16 protein-coding genes and 1 tRNA gene are annotated in these 18,813 nt (G+C 42.8%); 10 read left to right on the forward strand and 7 right to left on the reverse strand.

Going from position 1 to position 18,813, the window contains the following annotated elements:
- Positions 1 to 51: 51 nt before the first annotated feature.
- Both ACR63T_RS08080 and ACR63T_RS08085 read right to left on the reverse strand, forming a co-directional pair.
- A complete protein-coding gene (locus ACR63T_RS08080; RefSeq protein WP_305900306.1) occupies positions 52 to 960 on the reverse strand; it encodes an NAD(+) kinase in 909 nt (302 codons plus the stop codon).
- Positions 961 to 1,743: 783 nt separating this feature from the next.
- Positions 1,744 to 2,736 (reverse strand): glutathione S-transferase family protein, encoded by a 993-nt coding sequence (locus ACR63T_RS08085; RefSeq protein ID WP_472783645.1) that lies wholly within the window; start codon positions 2,734 to 2,736, stop codon positions 1,744 to 1,746.
- A 246-nt stretch (positions 2,737 to 2,982) separates the two neighbouring features.
- On the opposite strand from ACR63T_RS08085, the gene ACR63T_RS08090 reads away from it, so the two are divergent.
- Together ACR63T_RS08090 and ACR63T_RS08095 are read left to right on the forward strand one after the other, a co-directional pair.
- Positions 2,983 to 3,216: a LysR substrate-binding domain-containing protein gene (locus ACR63T_RS08090; protein WP_305898373.1), complete on the forward strand. Its 234-nt coding sequence runs from the start codon at positions 2,983 to 2,985 to the stop codon at positions 3,214 to 3,216.
- 84 nt (positions 3,217 to 3,300) lie between these two features.
- Complete coding sequence (locus tag ACR63T_RS08095) at positions 3,301 to 5,085, forward strand: potassium/proton antiporter (protein WP_305898374.1); 1,785 nt, start codon at positions 3,301 to 3,303, stop codon at positions 5,083 to 5,085.
- A 27-nt stretch (positions 5,086 to 5,112) separates the two neighbouring features.
- Here the strand turns inward: ACR63T_RS08095 and ACR63T_RS08100 are convergent, their stop codons facing one another.
- Together ACR63T_RS08100 and ACR63T_RS08105 are read right to left on the reverse strand one after the other, a co-directional pair.
- Positions 5,113 to 5,637 (reverse strand): TIGR00645 family protein, encoded by a 525-nt coding sequence (locus ACR63T_RS08100; RefSeq protein WP_472783646.1) that lies wholly within the window; start codon positions 5,635 to 5,637, stop codon positions 5,113 to 5,115.
- Between the two features lie 92 nt (positions 5,638 to 5,729).
- Positions 5,730 to 6,917, reverse strand: a complete 1,188-nt coding sequence (locus ACR63T_RS08105; RefSeq protein ID WP_472783647.1) for a sugar transporter — start codon at positions 6,915 to 6,917, stop codon at positions 5,730 to 5,732.
- A 202-nt stretch (positions 6,918 to 7,119) separates the two neighbouring features.
- On the opposite strand from ACR63T_RS08105, the gene ACR63T_RS08110 reads away from it, so the two are divergent.
- The 6 genes from ACR63T_RS08110 to ACR63T_RS08135 all read left to right on the forward strand — a co-directional run bounded on the left by ACR63T_RS08110 (position 7,120) and on the right by ACR63T_RS08135 (position 13,819).
- The gene (locus ACR63T_RS08110) at positions 7,120 to 7,875 is read left to right on the forward strand and encodes a M90 family metallopeptidase (RefSeq protein ID WP_472783648.1); all 756 of its coding nucleotides are present in this window, start codon (positions 7,120 to 7,122) and stop codon (positions 7,873 to 7,875) included.
- 201 nt (positions 7,876 to 8,076) lie between these two features.
- Positions 8,077 to 9,606 (forward strand): DUF4331 domain-containing protein, encoded by a 1,530-nt coding sequence (locus ACR63T_RS08115; RefSeq protein WP_472783649.1) that lies wholly within the window; start codon positions 8,077 to 8,079, stop codon positions 9,604 to 9,606.
- A gap of 22 nt (positions 9,607 to 9,628) precedes the next feature.
- Positions 9,629 to 9,904 (forward strand): hypothetical protein, encoded by a 276-nt coding sequence (locus ACR63T_RS08120; protein WP_201569296.1) that lies wholly within the window; start codon positions 9,629 to 9,631, stop codon positions 9,902 to 9,904.
- A 75-nt stretch (positions 9,905 to 9,979) separates the two neighbouring features.
- Positions 9,980 to 11,353 carry a tetratricopeptide repeat protein gene (locus ACR63T_RS08125; protein WP_472783650.1) on the forward strand — a complete coding sequence of 458 codons (1,374 nt, stop codon included), beginning with the start codon at positions 9,980 to 9,982 and terminating at the stop codon, positions 11,351 to 11,353.
- On the forward strand, positions 11,350 to 12,495 hold the full coding sequence (locus ACR63T_RS08130; protein WP_305898380.1) for a HupE/UreJ family protein: 1,146 nt from the start codon (positions 11,350 to 11,352) through the stop codon (positions 12,493 to 12,495). Before ACR63T_RS08125 ends, ACR63T_RS08130 begins: the two co-directional genes overlap by 4 nt.
- A gap of 556 nt (positions 12,496 to 13,051) precedes the next feature.
- Positions 13,052 to 13,819, forward strand: a complete 768-nt coding sequence (locus ACR63T_RS08135) for a DUF5020 family protein (protein WP_472783651.1) — start codon at positions 13,052 to 13,054, stop codon at positions 13,817 to 13,819.
- Positions 13,820 to 13,918: 99 nt separating this feature from the next.
- Here ACR63T_RS08135 and ACR63T_RS08140 read toward each other — a convergent pair whose 3' ends face one another.
- Positions 13,919 to 15,577: an alpha-keto acid decarboxylase family protein gene (locus ACR63T_RS08140; RefSeq protein WP_472783652.1), complete on the reverse strand. Its 1,659-nt coding sequence runs from the start codon at positions 15,575 to 15,577 to the stop codon at positions 13,919 to 13,921.
- A 252-nt stretch (positions 15,578 to 15,829) separates the two neighbouring features.
- On the opposite strand from ACR63T_RS08140, the gene ACR63T_RS08145 reads away from it, so the two are divergent.
- Positions 15,830 to 15,904 (forward strand) — tRNA-Gly (locus ACR63T_RS08145).
- A gap of 210 nt (positions 15,905 to 16,114) precedes the next feature.
- Here ACR63T_RS08145 and ACR63T_RS08150 read toward each other — a convergent pair.
- Positions 16,115 to 16,393 (reverse strand): peptidylprolyl isomerase, encoded by a 279-nt coding sequence (locus ACR63T_RS08150; RefSeq protein ID WP_472783653.1) that lies wholly within the window; start codon positions 16,391 to 16,393, stop codon positions 16,115 to 16,117.
- A gap of 629 nt (positions 16,394 to 17,022) precedes the next feature.
- Between ACR63T_RS08150 and ACR63T_RS08155 the strand changes: the two genes are divergently transcribed.
- On the forward strand, positions 17,023 to 17,550 hold the full coding sequence (locus tag ACR63T_RS08155; protein ID WP_305898384.1) for a peroxiredoxin: 528 nt from the start codon (positions 17,023 to 17,025) through the stop codon (positions 17,548 to 17,550).
- 148 nt (positions 17,551 to 17,698) lie between these two features.
- On the opposite strand, the gene ACR63T_RS08160 is transcribed toward ACR63T_RS08155, so the two are convergent.
- A complete protein-coding gene (locus ACR63T_RS08160; RefSeq protein ID WP_201569329.1) occupies positions 17,699 to 18,535 on the reverse strand; it encodes a bifunctional allantoicase/(S)-ureidoglycine aminohydrolase in 837 nt (278 codons plus the stop codon).
- Between the last annotated feature and the right edge of the window lie 278 nt (positions 18,536 to 18,813).

Here is an 18,813-nt window from a genome sequence, read left to right on the forward strand (position 1 = left end):
TCTTTAATATACTTATTGGCGAGTCTTATGCCGTTTCAACACTTTTTTTACTTACAGATCATCCATAGTATCATCGTCTCTATCAAGATCGAACTCTTCAGCATGGACGTTCCAGTGTAGTTTTGTTCGACAAGCCTCATAAAACTCAAATCCTGGTGGATGCAGCAGCGTCAACTTATCAGGATGCTTACGAATATATAATCTCTGCTCCTGATCAAGCGATATGCTCGGCTTACCATCTGCGCTTACCATCGGCTGGGTACGATTATCCTCGTGAATACGAATGCAAATCTCACTGTTACCACTGACTACGATAGGCCGACTCGATAGCGTATGCGGATGCATAGGCACTAAGCAGATAGCATCCATGCTTGGGTGAATAATAGGCCCGCCACCTGATAGAGCATAAGCCGTTGAACCCGTAGGCGTCGATACTATAAGCCCATCACTGTGCTGACGATAGACATCTTGCCCATCAATTTTCATCTGAAAATCTATCATGTGTACCGACTTACCAGCATGCAGTACGATGTCATTAAGCGCCATATCTTCATGCAGTACTTTTTGACCCTCACGTATCTCCATCGTTAATAAGAACCGATGATCCAGCTGATAGTCTCCCATCAATACTTGACGCAGCTTTTGTGCCACTTCATTGGGTTTCACATCTGCCAAAAAGCCAAGCCGACCACGGTTAACGCCAAGCACAGGAACTCTGTAGCGTGCTAACGCCTCTGCAGCATGCAGTATTGAACCATCACCGCCGACCACGATAACTAAGTCACAAATCTCACCGATCAGGCTACGCTTAACGATCTTAACTTTTTCGATCTCTGTCAAATCTAAAGTTGGTAGATTAGCAGTTTGCACATCCATGATTAAGGTCAGACCCATCTCATTGACGATATTCGCCACTTGCGCCAGACTCTGGGTAACGCTACGCTTACCTGCCCGCCCCATCAACCCAATACGACGAAAGGCAGGGTTTTTCACAGCGTGAAATAGCTCTGATTCATGTAAATGCGGCAATCTTTCTGACTGCGCTGAGTGTTCCATAAGACGACTCGGTATAGCATAAGGTGAAAAGGCAAACTTTGGCTGCCTAGTGAATTAATTAGTAGCTCGAATATAAGCCTAACAATGATAGCGATAAATAGCAGCTTAGACCAGTAGGTTTTATTAATTATCGTTGTTAATTTTAGACCTAGAGAATATAAAGCAAGCTTTTTCGAGAGTGGCAGCGTAGCCTTTTATAAGGTTTTTGCGATTTTATTGCCCTAGCACCTGTAGACGCTCACTGATGGGCTTAAAGTTTTTTAATAATCACTGACATAGTTATTTCCTATTTTGTAATAATTAAGGGTTATTAGTTTAGGGCGTGTTGAACATTCGACCGTGGCACTGACAGAGACTATTTTTTAGGCGATTTGCAGATAAAAATTGTAAGTTTAGTCATTCTAAGCGTCTATTTTTATCCATAAAGCGGCAAAAAAGAGTCCTGTCCCACTCGAGCACAGCTCTCGTCTTGCGAACGGGCAAAGCAGTGCTTTGCTCGATCCGTTCTCAGGGCTGATGTTAAGATCGTTCTATTCGTTGTAAAAATCTAACCAATGCAATGAGCATTACCTGCAATTTTTACTTAGACTAGACCAATTTTAGCTATCAGCAGTGCCTTCTTGTGAATGTTCAACACGCCCTAGTGATTAATATCTTAGTTACTGCTCATTTGATAACTGATATTTGCTAGATATTCATCGACAATAACTGCTCACGCCCATGCGGAGTATTAAAGTCAAGATCAGGACCGACAGGTATAATACGGGTTGGGTTAATGGTTTCGTGGCTGCCATAATAATGCGCTTTGATATTATCAATCGCCACAGTGTCGGCGATACCTGGTACTTGATATAGGTCACGCAAATAACCCCAAAGGTTCGGATAGTCAACGATACGGCGCACATTACATTTAAAATGTCCGACGTAAGCAGCATCAAAGCGTACTAAAGTGGTAAACAGTCGCCAGTCCGCCTCAGTGATAGTATCACCTAGCAAATATCGCTTATTTTGCAAACGCGCCTCTATTGTATCTAGCGCTGCAAACAATTCTGTCACCGCTTCCTCATAAGCGTCTTGGGTCGTGGCAAAACCTGCTTTGTAGACCCCATTATTGATGTTTGGATAAATGAAGTCATTTAATGCATCAATATCTGTTAACAGCTCTGCGGGTGAGAAGTCTCCTGCGGTTGCACCGATTTCATCAAAGGCATTATTGAACATACGAATAATCTCAGATGATTCGTTATTCACGATAGTATTGGTTTTTTTATCCCATAAAATAGGTACGGTCACTCGGCCGGTATAATCGGCTTGCGCGGCGGTATAAATCTCATATAAATGAGTAGCATTAAAAATAGGATCAGCTATGACCCCCTCACCAGACTTAAACGTCCAGCCCTCGCCTCCCATAAAGGCATTGACCACTGATATTGAGATCATATCCTCTAAGCCCTTTAGCTTGCGATAGATCATCGTACGATGCGCCCAAGGACACGCCAGCGAGACATACAGATGATAACGATCAGCCTCAGCCTTAAAGCCGCTGTCACCTGTAGGCCCGGCGCTACCGTCAGAGGTTACCCAATTGCGAAAGCTTGAATCTTGACGTTTAAAACGACCACCATTGGATTCGGTGTCATACCATTTATCTTGCCATTGGCCGTCGACTAATAAGCCCATGATACTCTCCAATATTCTTAGTTAGTTTTTAGCTGTTAGTTATTCTTCATACTTAATCTTAGATATTAAGGTGTGCTTTAATTAATAGCTATTAATTATAATATCGCGTTAATGCTTTAAAGTTAACTTAGATTACCTTCCTTTATTCATTAACTTGCTGCTGAGTAATAATAGCATTCTAACTGTTGACGGAGCTTGGATAAACAGTGGCAATGACAAATGTAAGTTCTAATCTGGAGAACAATTGTGGTGCAGCTTGGAGATATGCTAATATTTGTACGTATTGTCGATGAGCTAGCCATTCGTATTGCTGAGTTGCAGGACTCTAGTTATCAAGCAAGACCTTTAGCCACCATCCGCACTGTGATTTGTGCAAGTCCAGAATGTTTGAGCAAAATGGGTACGCTTACAAATTTGACAGACCTTGCAGATCATACCTTTTTGCATTATGGTCTAAGTAAACAAAACCACATAGAATGAACCGACCTAATACTAGCTAAGTCGTCTTACTTTATAAGTCTTTTATCAATACCATTATCATCTAACAACAGGGTTTAAAAAAACATGGATACCTTAAATATCCTGTACTTAGTCGGTGCATTGCTCATATTTGCCAGTATCATGGCCAGCACTTTATCAGCGCGTTTGGGTGTGCCGTTATTGCTACTATTTTTGATAGTCGGCATGCTGGCAGGTGAAGACGGTATCTTAGGGATTCAGTTTGCAGAGTATGGTCTCGCAAACTTTGTTGGACAGGCGGCACTAGCTTGTATTTTGCTTGACGGCGGACTGCGCACCTCGTTTCAGTCGTTTCGAGTTGGCCTGAGGCCTGCGGTGGTGCTAGCGACTTGGGGCGTACTCATCACGGTCGTGGTGCTAGGGGTATTCGTCACTTGGTTATTGGATGTGGATTGGCGAATAGGCGTCCTTATGGCGGCTATCGTCGGCTCAACCGATGCCGCAGCGGTCTTTTCGCTATTACGTAATGGCGGTGTCAAGCTCAATGATCGGGTACAGGCAACGCTTGAATTAGAGTCAGGCGCAAACGACCCCTTTGCCATATTATTAGTGACTGGCCTGATTGCATTGAACGTTGATCCTGCTGGTCAGACAGTCGTGGGATTTTTATTATTGCTATTACAGCAGTTGGGCTTTGGACTAATAGTCGGCTTGCTGGCTGGGTTTTTGCTGTCCAAATTATTACCTAAGCTGCATCTGCCAGAGGGCATGTATGCCATCCTTATATTGTCAGCAGGCTTGTCAGTGTTTGCCGCGACTAATCTGATTGGCGGTAGTGGCTTTTTGGCGATATATTTAGCTGGGGTTATCATTGGCAATCACAAAGCACACTCGACTGAGCATGTTTTGCGAGTGATGGATAGCTTTGCATGGTTATCACAGGCCGTATTGTTCGTAGTGCTTGGCTTGCTGGTCACCCCTTTTAATGTGTTAGATGTCTGGTATTACTCTGTTGCGATTGTGGCCTTTATGATTTTGGTCGCCCGCCCTATCGCGGTTTATACCAGCGTCAAACCTTTTAAATTCAAAGACCGCGAAATAGGCTTTATCTCTTGGGTAGGCTTGCGTGGCGCTGTACCGATTACCCTTGCTATTTTGCCTGTGATGGCAGGGGTTGATGATGCCTTTATGCTCTTTGATATTGCCTTTGGCGTTGTGGTGTTGTCTCTAATATTACAAGGTACCACCATTCCCCTCATGGCAACCCTATTTAAAGTGCGTATTCCTGCCAATAACGAACCCAAAGAAGAGCACGAAGTTTGGGTGTCGGACAAGGCCAGCATCACGCTTTACGAGTTTGAGGTGCAATCGGGCGCGTTTGCTATTGGTCGCCATCCCAAAGTCATATCCAATCGAGTCAGTCCTGATGAGATCAGTGTGTTCGCTTTGGTGCGCCAGCAAAAATTAGTAACCGTTACAGAGGATACCCAGCTAAAGTTTGGCGACCATGTCTGGTATGCCATGCAAAGTAATCATGCTCGTCCAATCGCACAAATATTCAATGATACTAAGCTTGATCGCCGCGCTATCGATGACTTTTATGGCGACTGGTTATTATCTCCGAGTGTCAAGCTTGGCGACTTACCGTTTTTTACTGGGGTTATGCAATCAGAGTCGCTGGTCACTCGGCTTAGGTCTAAGACTGATGATGACGCGACTATTATGTGGCAGCAAACCGTAGCTGAATATGTGACCGCAAGTTTAGACGTTAAGCCCGTCTCAGGTGACACCGTCGCTATTAATGACGAATGGTCACTAGTTATCAAGGAGCTGGATGACAAAGGCGGTCTGCGAACTATCGGTCTCAAACGTGAGGAGGCCGTTAAATAGTTATGGCGAGTTAGTGTGAAATATCTGTTAGTGCTTTTTGGTATCACCAACTACTTTGTCCATAAAGGCAAATAACAATCCAGACAACACAAAGGTCATATGAATAATGACTTTCCACATTAACTTATCAGCTTCACCTTCGCTTATCTCATTGGATATATTCATAAATGATTTTAAGAGATCGATTGCCGAGATAGCGACAATAGCGCCAATTACTTTTAACTTTAGACCAGAAAAATCTATCTTACCCATCCAAGCAGGTCGATCATCATGCTCGCCCGTATCAATTTTTGAGACAAAAATCTCATAGCCACTAAAGATAATAATGAGCAGTAAACTGGCAACTAAAGCAATATCGACTAATATTAGAATACCAACAATAACGTCAGCTTCGGTCGAAACAAAGATATCGGCGATCATATACCATAATTTTTGGATAAATTTGATGAATAGTAAAATGATGCCTAATACCAAACCTAGATAAAAAGGAGCTAGTATCCAACGACTATTAAAAATCGTTTTCTCCAGTGATAACTCAATTTTCTTTAACATCTTGTACTCTTAGAGATTTGATAGGTGTCGATTATAATAGTATTTTTTTTGTTAGTCGTGGCATTTGCAATAATAATTGGCAATAACATCATCTAACGTAACCTAGCAAAGCGCTTGATCATAAATAGTATTAGCATTAGAGCTAAAGCCGCAATCGCTGCGCCTACAAAACCGATAAAAGGCAGCGTCAGGTGGGTGACCGTATAGCCACCAATCAGTGCGCCTGCGCCAATACCTAAATTAATAATGCCTGAGAACATCGCCATCACCACATCTTGAGCACCTTTATCGATCATAATGACTTTGGCCTGAACGGCAAGTATCAGTAGCATCAGCACAGTGCCCCAAATCAGCGTCGTTATACTCAACAGCCATATCGAGGTTACCACCCATAATAGGACAAGCATCGACAGCGCTAACAATAGCGAAGATATGACGAGTAAGGTTTGGCTCGATCTCTCACCCCACCGACTAAACAACACGCTGCCAATAAGTCCTGCCCCGCCAAATACTAACAGCACTAAGGTTACTGAGCTTTCACCAATAAATCCCACCTCCCGCATAAAAGGCTCGATATAAGAGTAAGCGGTATAGTGCGCGGTAAATGCCAGTAAAATGAATAAGTACAGTCCCACTAACAAAGGGTTCTTGAGCAGCTCTGGCACTTTTTTATAATCACCGTCAAACTGACTGGGTAAAGTCGGTAACAGCTTAGCTTGCAGGATAAAAATAATAAGCGCCATAACGCCGATACCCGCAAAAGTAGTCCGCCAACCGAACCATTGCCCGATCAAGCGCCCTATGGGAACGCCGAGCACCATAGCTAATGAGGTGCCCATAGCTATGACACTTAGTGCTAGCGCGCCTTTACCTTTAGGTGCCACGCGTAGGGCTATGGCCGCGGTAATCGACCAAAATATCGCGTGCGCTGAGGCGGCACCGATACGGCTAATCATCAATATCTCAAAACTCCACGCAAAAACAGTCAGCACATGGCTGGCGATAAATACTACAAATACTGCTAGCAGTAAGCGTTTGCGCTCAAGCTTACCTGTCAATAACATCAGTGGTAGTGACAAGGCAGCGACGATCCAAGCATACAAGGTCAACATCCACCCTGTCTCGGCAGTGGTAATAGAAAAGTCTTGCGCGATATCGGTCAACAGCGCTACAGGAACGAACTCTGTGGTATTGATCACAAATGCGCTAATGCCCATTAATATAACTCGAAAATATTGGGTTTGGCGAGAGTCTGGCTGGGCTTGTACAGTAGGTTTCATAACGCTCAATCTAAGGTGTGCTTATACAGCATGATTAAGGCAAAGTGGCTATAACGACTTACCTATATAACGAGGTACTTTATTTGCGTAGTATAAAGGTTACCGCGAAAATTATTAACTTTATAGCTGCAATACCTCGAATGATAACAACAAATACTTTAAGCCATTTCAGTCATACCAAACCGTCTTAAGGATACAGAGCATGTTTAGCATAATAAAAGACTGGCGCGAACAGCGTATTTTAGATAATAGCCCATTCAAGCGCACAGACTGGCAGCAAGCTGCGCAGAAAATTCCGATACTCAATAGATTGACAGAGGACGAGCTCACTCGACTGTTTGATTTGGCGACTTTACTGCTCGATGACAAATCATTTAGCGGCGCACAAGGCTTTGTTATTACCGACAGCGTCAAGCGCTCCATTGCTCTACAAGCCTGCCTGCCTATCTTAAATTTGAGCCTTGAGTGGTATGCAGGCTGGTCGTCTATTATCATCTATCCAGGCGCTTTTAAGAACGATAGTACGACTATCGATGAAATGGGCATCGTCCATCAAAACAGTCATAGTCGTAGCGGTGAAGCATGGCTACGTGGTCCTGTCATTCTGTCATGGAGTGATGCCAAACACTCAGGCGAGCGTGATGGTCATAACGTGGTGATTCATGAGTTTGTGCATAAGCTCGATATGTTGAACGGTCGTGCCAATGGCTTCCCGCCGCTACAGCCTGATATGGATGCCAGTCGATGGACGCAGACTATGGAGCATGGCTTTGCGGACTTTCAAAAGCATCGTAAGGCGGGACTCGATCGTTATGGCGCGACCAATCCAGCAGAGTTCTTTGCGGTATTGAGCGAAGTGTTTTTTGAAACGCCAAGCAAGCTGGTCGATGCTTATCCTGAGATTTATGCGATTATGGTAAAGTTTTTTCGTCAAGATCCGCTTGAATCAGCGATTTGAATTTATAATCTTTGTCATTGTAATTAAATGTAAAAACCGATAGATGATACGATTTTTCTGATAAAAAACCTACTAGATACAAAAAGATAGGTGTATAGTTAAGATTAACTTAATAAGACGACTATTTAATTTTTCTTATTGAGTTTTGGATAGTAACCTATTTATCTTAACTATCACTTCAGTTTCTTTACAAGGATTCGTATGAAACATACTGCAACCGCCCTTATAGCAGCCATGGCCATTTGTGCCAGTGCCACTGCATTAGCTTCAAGCCATCGTGAAGCGCCTTCTATCACTAAATCTCCAAAAGTCGACGCTACTGATCTTTATATGTTTAATAGTTATGAGAATGGCCGACAGGATTATGTCACAATTATCGCTAACTATCTGCCATTGCAAGATGCCTATGGCGGACCTAATTATTTCTCACTCGATGACGATGCTCTGTATGAGATCCATGTCGATAACAATGGCGATGCGGTCGAAGATATCACTTTCCAGTTTAGATTTACTCAACAGCTAAATAGCATTGAGCTGGATACCGATGGCGATCCAAGTACAGCAAAGGTTGCAGTACCTCTTGTTAACATTGGCAACGCTACTATGCCAGGTAACGTACAAACCAATGAGAGCTATGCTATCAACATGGTCAAAGGCGATCGACGCAGTACCGATCGTACCGCTTTAGGTAGCTATCAAAAGCCTTTTGATTACATCGGTACTAAGTCTTTCCCAAATGATAGCTATCCAGCCTATGCGAATGGCTTTGTTAAAACCCTAGATATGGGCAGCTGCGCAAATGGAAAAATGGGTAAAGTATTCGTCGGTCAACGCGCTGAGAGCTTCGCTATCGATCTGGGTAGAGTATTCGATCTCATTAATCTAAATCCACTAGGCTCTCGTACAGCGGGTACCAATATCTTAGCTAACAAAAACGTAACCTCTATCGCTATGGAGGTGCCAAAATCCTGTCTAGTTAACTCAACGTTAGCAATAGACTCAGATGATAATGGTAGCTTAGATAAAGTCGATCCTGTAATTGGTGCTTGGACAACTGCGAGCGTACGTCAAGCCACTTTAGTGAATCCATCGCCTGAATCTGGTATTAGTACGACAACCAAAAAGGGTGGCGCGTGGACGCAAGTGTCAAGACTAGGTATGCCACTGGTCAACGAAGTGGTCATCGGACTCAAAGATAAAGATAAATTCAATGCCTCAGAGCCAAAGAATGATGCGGCTAACTTTGCGCCTTATGTATTCTATCCTACGCTTCCAGCTTTGATTCAAGTGTTATACCCAAGTGCTAAAGCGCCTACTAATTTCCCACGTCAAGATCTAGTCACAGCGTTTTTGAAAGGTGTACCAGGTGTTAATAGACCTGCTAATGCTAATCAAGTGCTTGGGGATATGCTGCGCCTAAATACTAGCACTGCTACAAAACCTGCTAATACTCAAGATGATTTGGGCGTGATTGGTGGCGATAATGCAGGATTCCCGAATGGTCGCCGACCTGGTGATGATGTCACTGACGTCTCATTAAGAGTGGCTATGGGTGTGTTATGTCATGCTGGCCTAGATGCAAAAGCTACTTGTGTTCCAAAGGATGCTGCTGCAGGTGAACTTGGATTCACTGATGGTGTTCGTAAAACCGCCGCTGAATTTGACTCAGTCTTTCCGTATCTAAGAACGCCTAACCCAGGTGCTACAGATACTAACTCAAGCGATTCATAAGCCTCATTTAAGGAGAAACAAAATGCGTTACATATGTTTAGCCGTATTGATGGCGGGGTCAATGGTGCTTACCGGTTGTTTTGGTGATGACGACGATGATGGATTCAATAGTCAAAACATTGGCGAGGTAGCCATAGACCAAGCTAAAGCGGTACAAGCTGCTAGTCAAGTCGAAGCGGTTATTGCAGCGAGTCGTAATCTAGATACCGATGAGCCGCAAGATATTAGCCGTATTGTACTACCTGAGGCGAACCTAGCTGAGCCTGTAAAGGTGAGTGGTGCCAACGCTTCATTATAATTTAAACTTAATTAAATAAAACACCTGATCATGCAAATGATTGGGTGTTTGTTTATATGTTAATGGAGATACCTTATGCGCAGAACAAAATGCATGCACAGAATCAACTGTCCCATTGGCTTGACCCTTATATTATCTATTATTAGCTCACAGCTATATGCTGCACCCTTTACTCCAGCTAACGATCAACAAATACTAGCGATCCTTCCTACAAACGTAGCGCCTCCTCTTTATACTAATGCACAAAGCTTTTCGACATCGACTAAACCACTTAATAATACTCAAACCGAACAGCTCTTAGAACGTGCTTATCTGCAAGGTGATCCACGAGCGCTAGGACAAGCACAAGCTCATCTCGATCAAACCACCAAGCAAGACACTGCAACGCTAATGTTAAAAGCACGGGCGCTACAATCTGATCATAAGTTCGATAAGGCAAAAGATACTTTGGAACAAATATTAGCCAAAGAGCCTAATAACCCCGATGCCCTACTAACCTTATCGTCCTTGCTAGTCGTAGAAGGTCAGTATGAACCTGCTATGGAGCACTGTGAAAAGCTCACTGATAGCTCATTACGCGTCTATCAGCTAGCCTGTATGGCACAGATCCAGACCATGACAGGCCAGCTTGAGCAAGCCAAACAGACGCTAAGTAGTCTTGCTAGTATCGCATCTGGACTTGACCCCTCTACTGCTCGCTGGATATACCTTATCCAAGCTGATGCCGCTTTGCGTAGTCGAGATACCGATCTTGCCGAGCAAGTCTTTAGAGTTATGGATAGCGATACGGTGCCCGCGCTCATGGCGCAAGCAGACTGGCTATTAAAGACGGGGCAATACAGCCAAGCCCGCCAGCTCCTCCAAGATCATACTGACAAAGACGCACTACTGCTCAGGCTTATTACCGCTCAGCTTAAGCTTAAAGATCCAAAGGCGCAGCAAAACCTTGCACTTATGAAGGAGCGCATGCAAGCCCTACAACTACGTGAAGAGAGCGCCCATATTCGCGAGCAAGCTACTTATGCGCTACTGACTAATCAGCTTGACTCAGCACTTGAGCTGGCTCGTGCAAACTGGCAGCAACAGCGTGAAACTGCCGATATTATTCTTTATGCAACCGCTGCCATCAAAACAGGCAGTGACAAGGATATCGAAGTTATTCAACAGTTTATTACCGATAATAACTACGAGTACCCTGCTCTAGAGCGCGACTTGCGCTTAGGTAAAATCAGTGGCTGCTTAGACTGTCAAACCTCTGATATTCAAGCTTCTAGCAGATCCGCTTACCGTTCTGACTTTTTTATTCATGATTCATTGAGCAGTCTTTTAAATCTAAAAGCCTTAGGCACGACTAACGCTATGAATGCTGTTGATCGGCTAGGTACAATAAACCCTATTAATACAGTGCGAGCAGTTAGTCCATTATCTATTAAGGAGATACCACTATGAGTGTCTTTTGTAGCCTCATCTGGCGTCATACTTATCGCTACTTAACTTTACTGGTGCTAATACTGACTTGTACGACGCTACAGGCTCACGAAGCCAGTACCGCTTATCTAAATCTAGAACCCACTAGCGCTGAAAGTGGCGCTGATAATACTTATAATGCTGAATATGAGCTGTCCCTGCGAGATCTCGCACTGCTTATCAATATAGATGCCAACAATGACAGTCAAGTCAGCTGGGCTGAGGTGAAGTCCCAATCGACACTGATAGAGCAGCTGATTGGCGCTCAAGTCAAGCTTAGTACAGATACCCAAGCTTGCCAGCCCACCGACTTTGCGCCCTTAGCGATCAACAATCGCGGCGGTTTTAATTATTTATATACTAATTTCAAACTAAGCTGCTCAGCACCCATCTCAAGCCTTGACTATCAGGTACTAGCAGGTGTCGATGCCAATCATCGCCTGATCTTGACCCAGATAGAGGGCGGGCTACCCGTGCAAGTCATGGCAGTAGGACAAAGTCCATTAGGAGCAGCTGCTGATACAGGCTGGCTGGCGACAGCGACTATATTCCTAAAAAGCGGTATTCACCATCTATTGATCGGCTGGGATCATCTACTGTTCTTATTTGTGTTACTTATCCCCGCCGTATATTCTCGCAAGGAACATGGATTAGTAGCTGTCAGCAAACCAAAAGCCGCGCTAGTTGAGGTGTTTTGGATCGCCACCTCATTTACCCTCGCCCATTCCATCACTTTAACACTAGCGGCTCTAGATATCGTCAGTATCCCAGCCGCCTTTATTGAGTCTGTCATCGCTCTATCGATAGCCTTTGCTGCGCTCAATAACCTAGTGCCTATGTTACGGGTGCGTGCTATTTATCTAGCGTTTGTGTTTGGCTTGATTCACGGTTTTGGTTTTGCCAATGTGTTAGTAGATCTACCATTAGCCACCAGCGAGCGTGTATTAGCACTATTGAGCTTCAACGTAGGTATTGAGCTTGGACAATTAGTATTCATCTTAGTAGTATTCCCGATAGCGCTATTACTACGTCATACGCAGTTTTATAAGATAGCTATATTTTATTTGGGCTCGCTGATTAGTGTGGCGATAGCTTTATGGTGGTTTGCTGAACGAGCATTTTGATAACGGGCTTTAATAAACAAAGATGTCATAACTTGAGGGTTAGACTCAGTTTTTTGTAACTGAATCTAACCCTTTGCTTTTGCTATATAATTAATTTTTTAGAGTGCTGATAAGTTCATTTACCATTGTTACAAATTATTTTTATTTTTTATCGATAATAAAACCTGACTATTTGGTCAATTTTATTTATTAAAATCAGCGCTTTAGCTTATTTTCGTGACATAACGACACTTAAAGTACCTTTACTTTGGAATAAATTAGAGTTGTTAGGCTTTAGAAAGTATGGTTAACTGCTTTAAACCATAAGTAAACGTTCTGTTACTTTGTTAATGGTTCAAGTCATTCAGTAACTCTTTGAGATAACCAATAGCGCTAATAATCATCGTTATTTTATTCACAGTTATTACTGATTAAGTCATTATTGACTATCTAAACTATATCTACTTATCCCCTAGTGGTGATGCTGCGTTTTGACAGGAAGTTAAAACCCGTTGTTACGTGCCACTATAGCCGAGACTGCTAGGGAAATTACGACTGTACATAAGGGAGTTACACTGTGCGTTTTAATCTATCAAACCTATCTGTCACTAAGCCGTTAACTATCGCAGCCGTTGCTGTTATCGCTATGGGCACGATGTCTACGAGTGCCAATGCCAAACGCTTTTTTTCTGATACCAGTATTTCAGTCCTTTATGGCACTGACTATGAGCTAGCAGAAGAGGGCGAATTGACTACTCTTACTTTAGAGCATGCATCAGCCTTTGACTGGGGTGGTCTATTCTTCTTCGTTGATCGCCTACAAGGCTCCAGCGATGCGGCGGGCAGCCGAGCCAAAGATATCTATGGTGAGCTATCACCTAAGTTCAAGATCTCAGACTATAGCAACAGCTTTATCAAACAAGTTAATCTAGCAGGTACTTATGAGTTTGGAACCAGTAGTAGCGGTTTTGAGCAAGACAACTATTTAGTGGGCGTTGGTGTTGATTTAGATATCCCTATCGATGGTATGAAGTACGCTTCGGCATCGCTTTATCACGCTTTTAACGACGATACATTTAGTGATGCCGATGACCAACAAATTACCTTAACTTACGGTTGGGAAAAGAATAATTTCGTCGTCGATGGTTATGTTGATTACTCTTTTAATAACGATGATAAAAAAGACAGCTTACACATCAACCCGCAGATCAAGTACAACTTGCAAGAAGTGCTTGGTATAGATAACCGTGTTGAGCTTGGTGTTGAATACAGCTACTGGAATAATAAGTTTGGTCAAGACGTTACTCAAAGCGTACCAAGTGCCCTATTAAAAGTTCACTTTTAATCTCTACTATTCTAAGTTATCAAACTTCCTAATCATAAAAACCCGTTCATAATTGAACGGGTTTTTTGTATTGTTAAAAGTAATCGTTCTTTAGAACCATTATTTAAGCGCAGCAGCAATATCGGCAAGCATAGGTGGTATATCATGCTTATCAGTCACCACCTCAAGCATTACTAACTTATTCGTCGCTAAGGTTGCTTTTTTTAGAGCGGACTTTAATTCACCCATCGTTTTAGCCTTGATAGATAAGCTGTTGTCTTTATTAGCACCAAACGCTTGCGGCATCAGCTGCCAATCACACTGAGGAATATCGTTATAGCGCTGGTTTGCCCCATGAATAGCACGCTCAACGGTATAGCCACTATTATTGATCAGTACGATTACAGGATTAATGCCTTGTTGAATCATAGTCGCCATCTCTTGAATGGTTAAAAGCGCCGAACCATCACCGATAAGTAGGATACTGCGCTTGTGTGTAGAAGCAAGCGCTGCCCCTAAGCTGGCTGGCAACGTATAGCCAATCGAACCCCACATCGGCTGTCCATAACAAACCACTCCTTCAGGCAAGCGCACCCCACTAATACCAAAATAAGAGGTGCCTTGATCAGCAAAGACGATGTTATTAGCACTTAAATGATCGGCAATGATATGCCATAGATCATCTTGGCGAATGGGCTCATTATCAGCGCCGTTCTGCTCGTACGGATGTACTTCATCAGCTAAAGGCATAGGCGTGATCTCTATGCCCGATGTCATAACCTCATGTAGCGTTTGCAAAGCATCCTTTAGCGCAATAGGGGCATAATTCTGACCGCTAATACTAGCGCGCTCGTAATGCAAATCAACTACTACCTTGTCATCAATATCTTGGCTAAAGCCTGCGGTAGTAGTATCCGTATATTGCACACCAACTTTAATTAAGCACTCACAGTTCTCAACCGCATCTTTGACCACTGGACGTGAAGCGATGCCAGCATAAGTCCCAGCCCAACGCTCACTGTTTTCATCTAATAAAGTCTTGCCCCATGATAGTGTAGTATAAGGAATTACGGTATCTGCAATCAGCGCCTTGAGCTGATCTTGCAAACCCAAACGATGCACCATCAAATCTGCCATCAAAGTCGTTGTCTTATTAGGCAGAAAGTCTATCAGTCCTTGTTTAAAGGCTGCTAGGGCAGCTTGGCTAGTCACATCCTCCACACTATCGACAAGCTTAGTCGTCGGTGGATAGATAGGCTGACTTGCCACATCTGGTGATAGCATTAGATAGCCTGGGCGATGCTTTTTGAGCACCATCCGAATGACTCTATCAATCTCAGAAGCTGCGTTTTCGACAGTGAGCTGGGCTCTAGCTACAGTAACTGGCTCTACCATCTTAATAAAATGATTGAACACGCCATCCCCTAATGAGTGATGAATGCGCTGTTTGGCATGTTGCTGCTTGGTCGATGGCGCGCCAACTATATGCAGTACTGGCACATGCTCAGCGAATGAGCCTGCGGTAGCATTGATTGCCGATAGCTCACCTACGCCAAAGGTAGTCACCATAGCTGCAAAACCACGCTCACGGGCATAACCATCTGCGGCGTAACCTGCATTCAACTCATTGGTATTACCGACCCAGCGCAGCTTATCTGATTCAATAATATTATCTAAAAACGCTAGATTAAAATCACCTGGCACCCCGAAGATCTCAGTTGCGCCTGCCTCAGCGATACGCTCAAATAAATAGTCAGCGATGGTATATTGTTGACTCATACTACTTATCCTTAAGTGTAATGTTTATAAATCATAAATATGATAAAAGTAATTATAAAACTGCATTCCAGCCTATTTATAGAAAGGAAAGTTTTTGGAATGTATATTATAATAATCTGTTATAACATAAATGAAGGTTAGGATAATATGCCAATTTACTTACTTTTAATTTTTCTAGTACTATGTATTGACACGCTCAAAAAACTGCGTATAATGTGCCCTCATCAACTGACGATAGTTAATTGATAATTAGCGGGAATAGCTCAGTGGTAGAGCATAACCTTGCCAAGGTTGGGGTCGAGAGTTCGAATCTCTTTTCCCGCTCCAAATATGGCTTGAAAAAGCACTAAAAGCCTCACTCCTTAACTAGGAAGTGAGGCTTTTTTTTGTCTAATTTTCAAGAGCTGCAGCGGTTTTTGTAATTCTTTAACCAATCTTATCTTTAGCTTTATATAATATATTAAAAGCCCAAAAATCAGCACCATGACCAAACTATAGAAAAGCTTTGGCTTACAACCAAAGCTCCAATTCTAACTTTTATGTTCTATAAAGCACTTTCACCACATGCCAGCCAAATTTGGTTTTTACCAAATGCGGGATAAATAGTTCACCGTTGAAGCAGATTTTATCAAATGCTGGCACCATGTCGCCTTTTTTAAATTCACCTAAGCTGCCACCTTTTTTAGCTGATGGGCAGGTTGAGTGTTTCTTAGCCAACACATCGAACTGGCCACCTTTTTTGAGCTTGGCAATAATATCTTCAGCTAACTCTTTGTCTTTTACTAAAATATGTAGTGCGCTGGCGGTACGAGACATAATTTAACTCCTTTATAAAATATCGATTATCGGGACATTATATCATTACTTACTTTTGCTGCTAACTTTACTTATATACGCTGCCTCATCAAATTTACTATCTACATAGGCGTCACTCTCTGGATAAGACTCGCAATCAAGATACGCGCGTTGAAGGCTGGATGAGAGAGATATGAGACGGGATTGATAACCATAATAGGTATGGCAGCTCTGACAGTACTGTTCCTCGTGATCGTGACGCACTACATCTGCCCGATAGTATTGCCAACCTAAAAGCATTGGAACAACTTGATGTCAGTGAGAGCCTTGTGTCGAATCGATCAGAAACTACAAGTCAATTTTTGCATAGTTTTGGTGGTAACGTAACTTGATAAAAGGTAGTATGAACCGTCCCATAACACTATCCCATCATAAATATGGCCATCAAAAGCCTATGAGATAAACCATACTGTCAATAAAGATAAGTCCTTTGGGATAAACTAATCTTTGACTTGGCTTTTCTTACCATTTACTTTGATAGCTTATATCGTGGATATGAGCTTAAAGATTTGCTTGTGGACTGCTACAACTATTGTTATATAAATGAAGCATTTTGGAAAAAAATACAATACCCTAAATCGGAGTAAATAATGATTACCCATGTACCTGATATGACTTTTAAGACTCGTGTTCGTGATGAATCTATCGGAGGAGACAACCCATTCACATGGTATGACTTAACCACAGATGAGTTATTTGCTAATAAAAAAGTGGTTGTGTTCTCGCTACCAGGTGCCTTTACGCCAACATGTTCGACCAGCCATCTCCCTCGTTATGAAAAGCTATACAGTGAGTTTAAGGCGTTGGGCGTAGATGAAATCGTTTGCATTTCTGTCAATGATGCCTTTGTCATGTACCAATGGGGCCTAAAGCAAAACCGTGAAAACGTTTTCTTGCTGCCTGATGGTAATGGTGAGTTCACTCGTAAAATGGGCATGCTTGTTGATAAGAGTAATCTTGGCTTTGGTATGCGCTCATGGCGTTATTCGATGGTTGTCGACAATAAAGAAGTTAAAAAAGTGTTTAAGGAAGCTGATTTTGGCGATAACTGCCCAATCGACCCCTTTGAAGTATCAGATGCGGACACTATGTTAGAGTATTTGAAAACTAATGCCTAATACTGATATTTAAATACTGTCGAAATGCCGAACTGTGTAGTCCTTAAATATAAGGGCTACACATTTTTTCTGGTTGCAAAAAAACTGCGCTATCAACAGCATTGATAGCGCAGTTTTCAAAAGTAATATAAATACTACTTATAATATCTTATCTTTCTGGACGGATAAACGGCATATGACGGTTTACATCTTTATACAGCAAGTATCTGAACGGACCAGGACCGCCAGCATAGCAAGACTGCGGGCAGAACGCGCGTAACCACATAAAGTCTCCTGCTTCTACTTCGACCCACTCAGCGTTTAAGTGATAGACCGCTTTACCTTCTAGTACATACAAGCCATGTTCCATAACATGAGTTTCATCAAATGGAATCACACCGCCTGGCTGAAAGGTTACAATGTTGACATGCATGTCGTGACGCATATCAGACTGCTCGGTGAATCTAGTGGTTGTCCATACGCCATCAGTACCTGGCATTTCAATAGCTTCAACATCATGATCGCTAGTAACAAAAGCTTCAGGCGCATCAATACCGTCTACGAACTGATAAGCTTTACGGATCCAATGGAACTTAACATGCTTGTCGCTGTTGTTTTTTAGCGACCATTTGCAGCCTGGTGGTAAGAATGCATAGCCACCCGCTTCAAGGTGATGCGACACGCCTTCGATAGTCATGTCCATTTCACCTTCAACGATGAATACAACCCCTTCAGCCTTGGCATCTAGCTCAGGTTTTTGAGAGCCACCATTTGGTGCAACTTCAACGATGTATTGCGAGAAGGTTTCTGAAAAACCAGTCAAAGGACGGGCAATTACCCACATGCGCATGCCTTCCCAAAAAGGCAGGTAGCTAATAACAATATCAGTTAATACGCGCTTTGGAATAATCGCATAAGCTTCGGTAAAGATAGCGCGATCAGATAGCAATTGTGTTTGTGGAGGCAGACCACCAGTTGGGGCGTAATAAGTACTTTTTGTTGACATTTATAGTATTCCTTAGTGGTTTTGGTTTTGTGCTGCGATCATGATGTTTGAACTCATGGAGCAAAGAAGAAGCCTAGCCGTTTGGATAAAACTTTTCTTTAGACACTCAATAATATACAGCTTGGAAGGCTAAGCTATGGTCAAAATCCTCAGACATAGCTTGGCGGTTTGTGTTGCTTGAATTTTGTTGAGTGATAACTGCGGTTATTTCTAATGGCGCACGGAGTTGTGCTTTAGATAATATTTTATGTTTTAATATATAGCAGATGTGCTGATAG

The sequence above is a fragment of the Psychrobacter sp. M17(2026) genome (assembly GCF_055699815.1).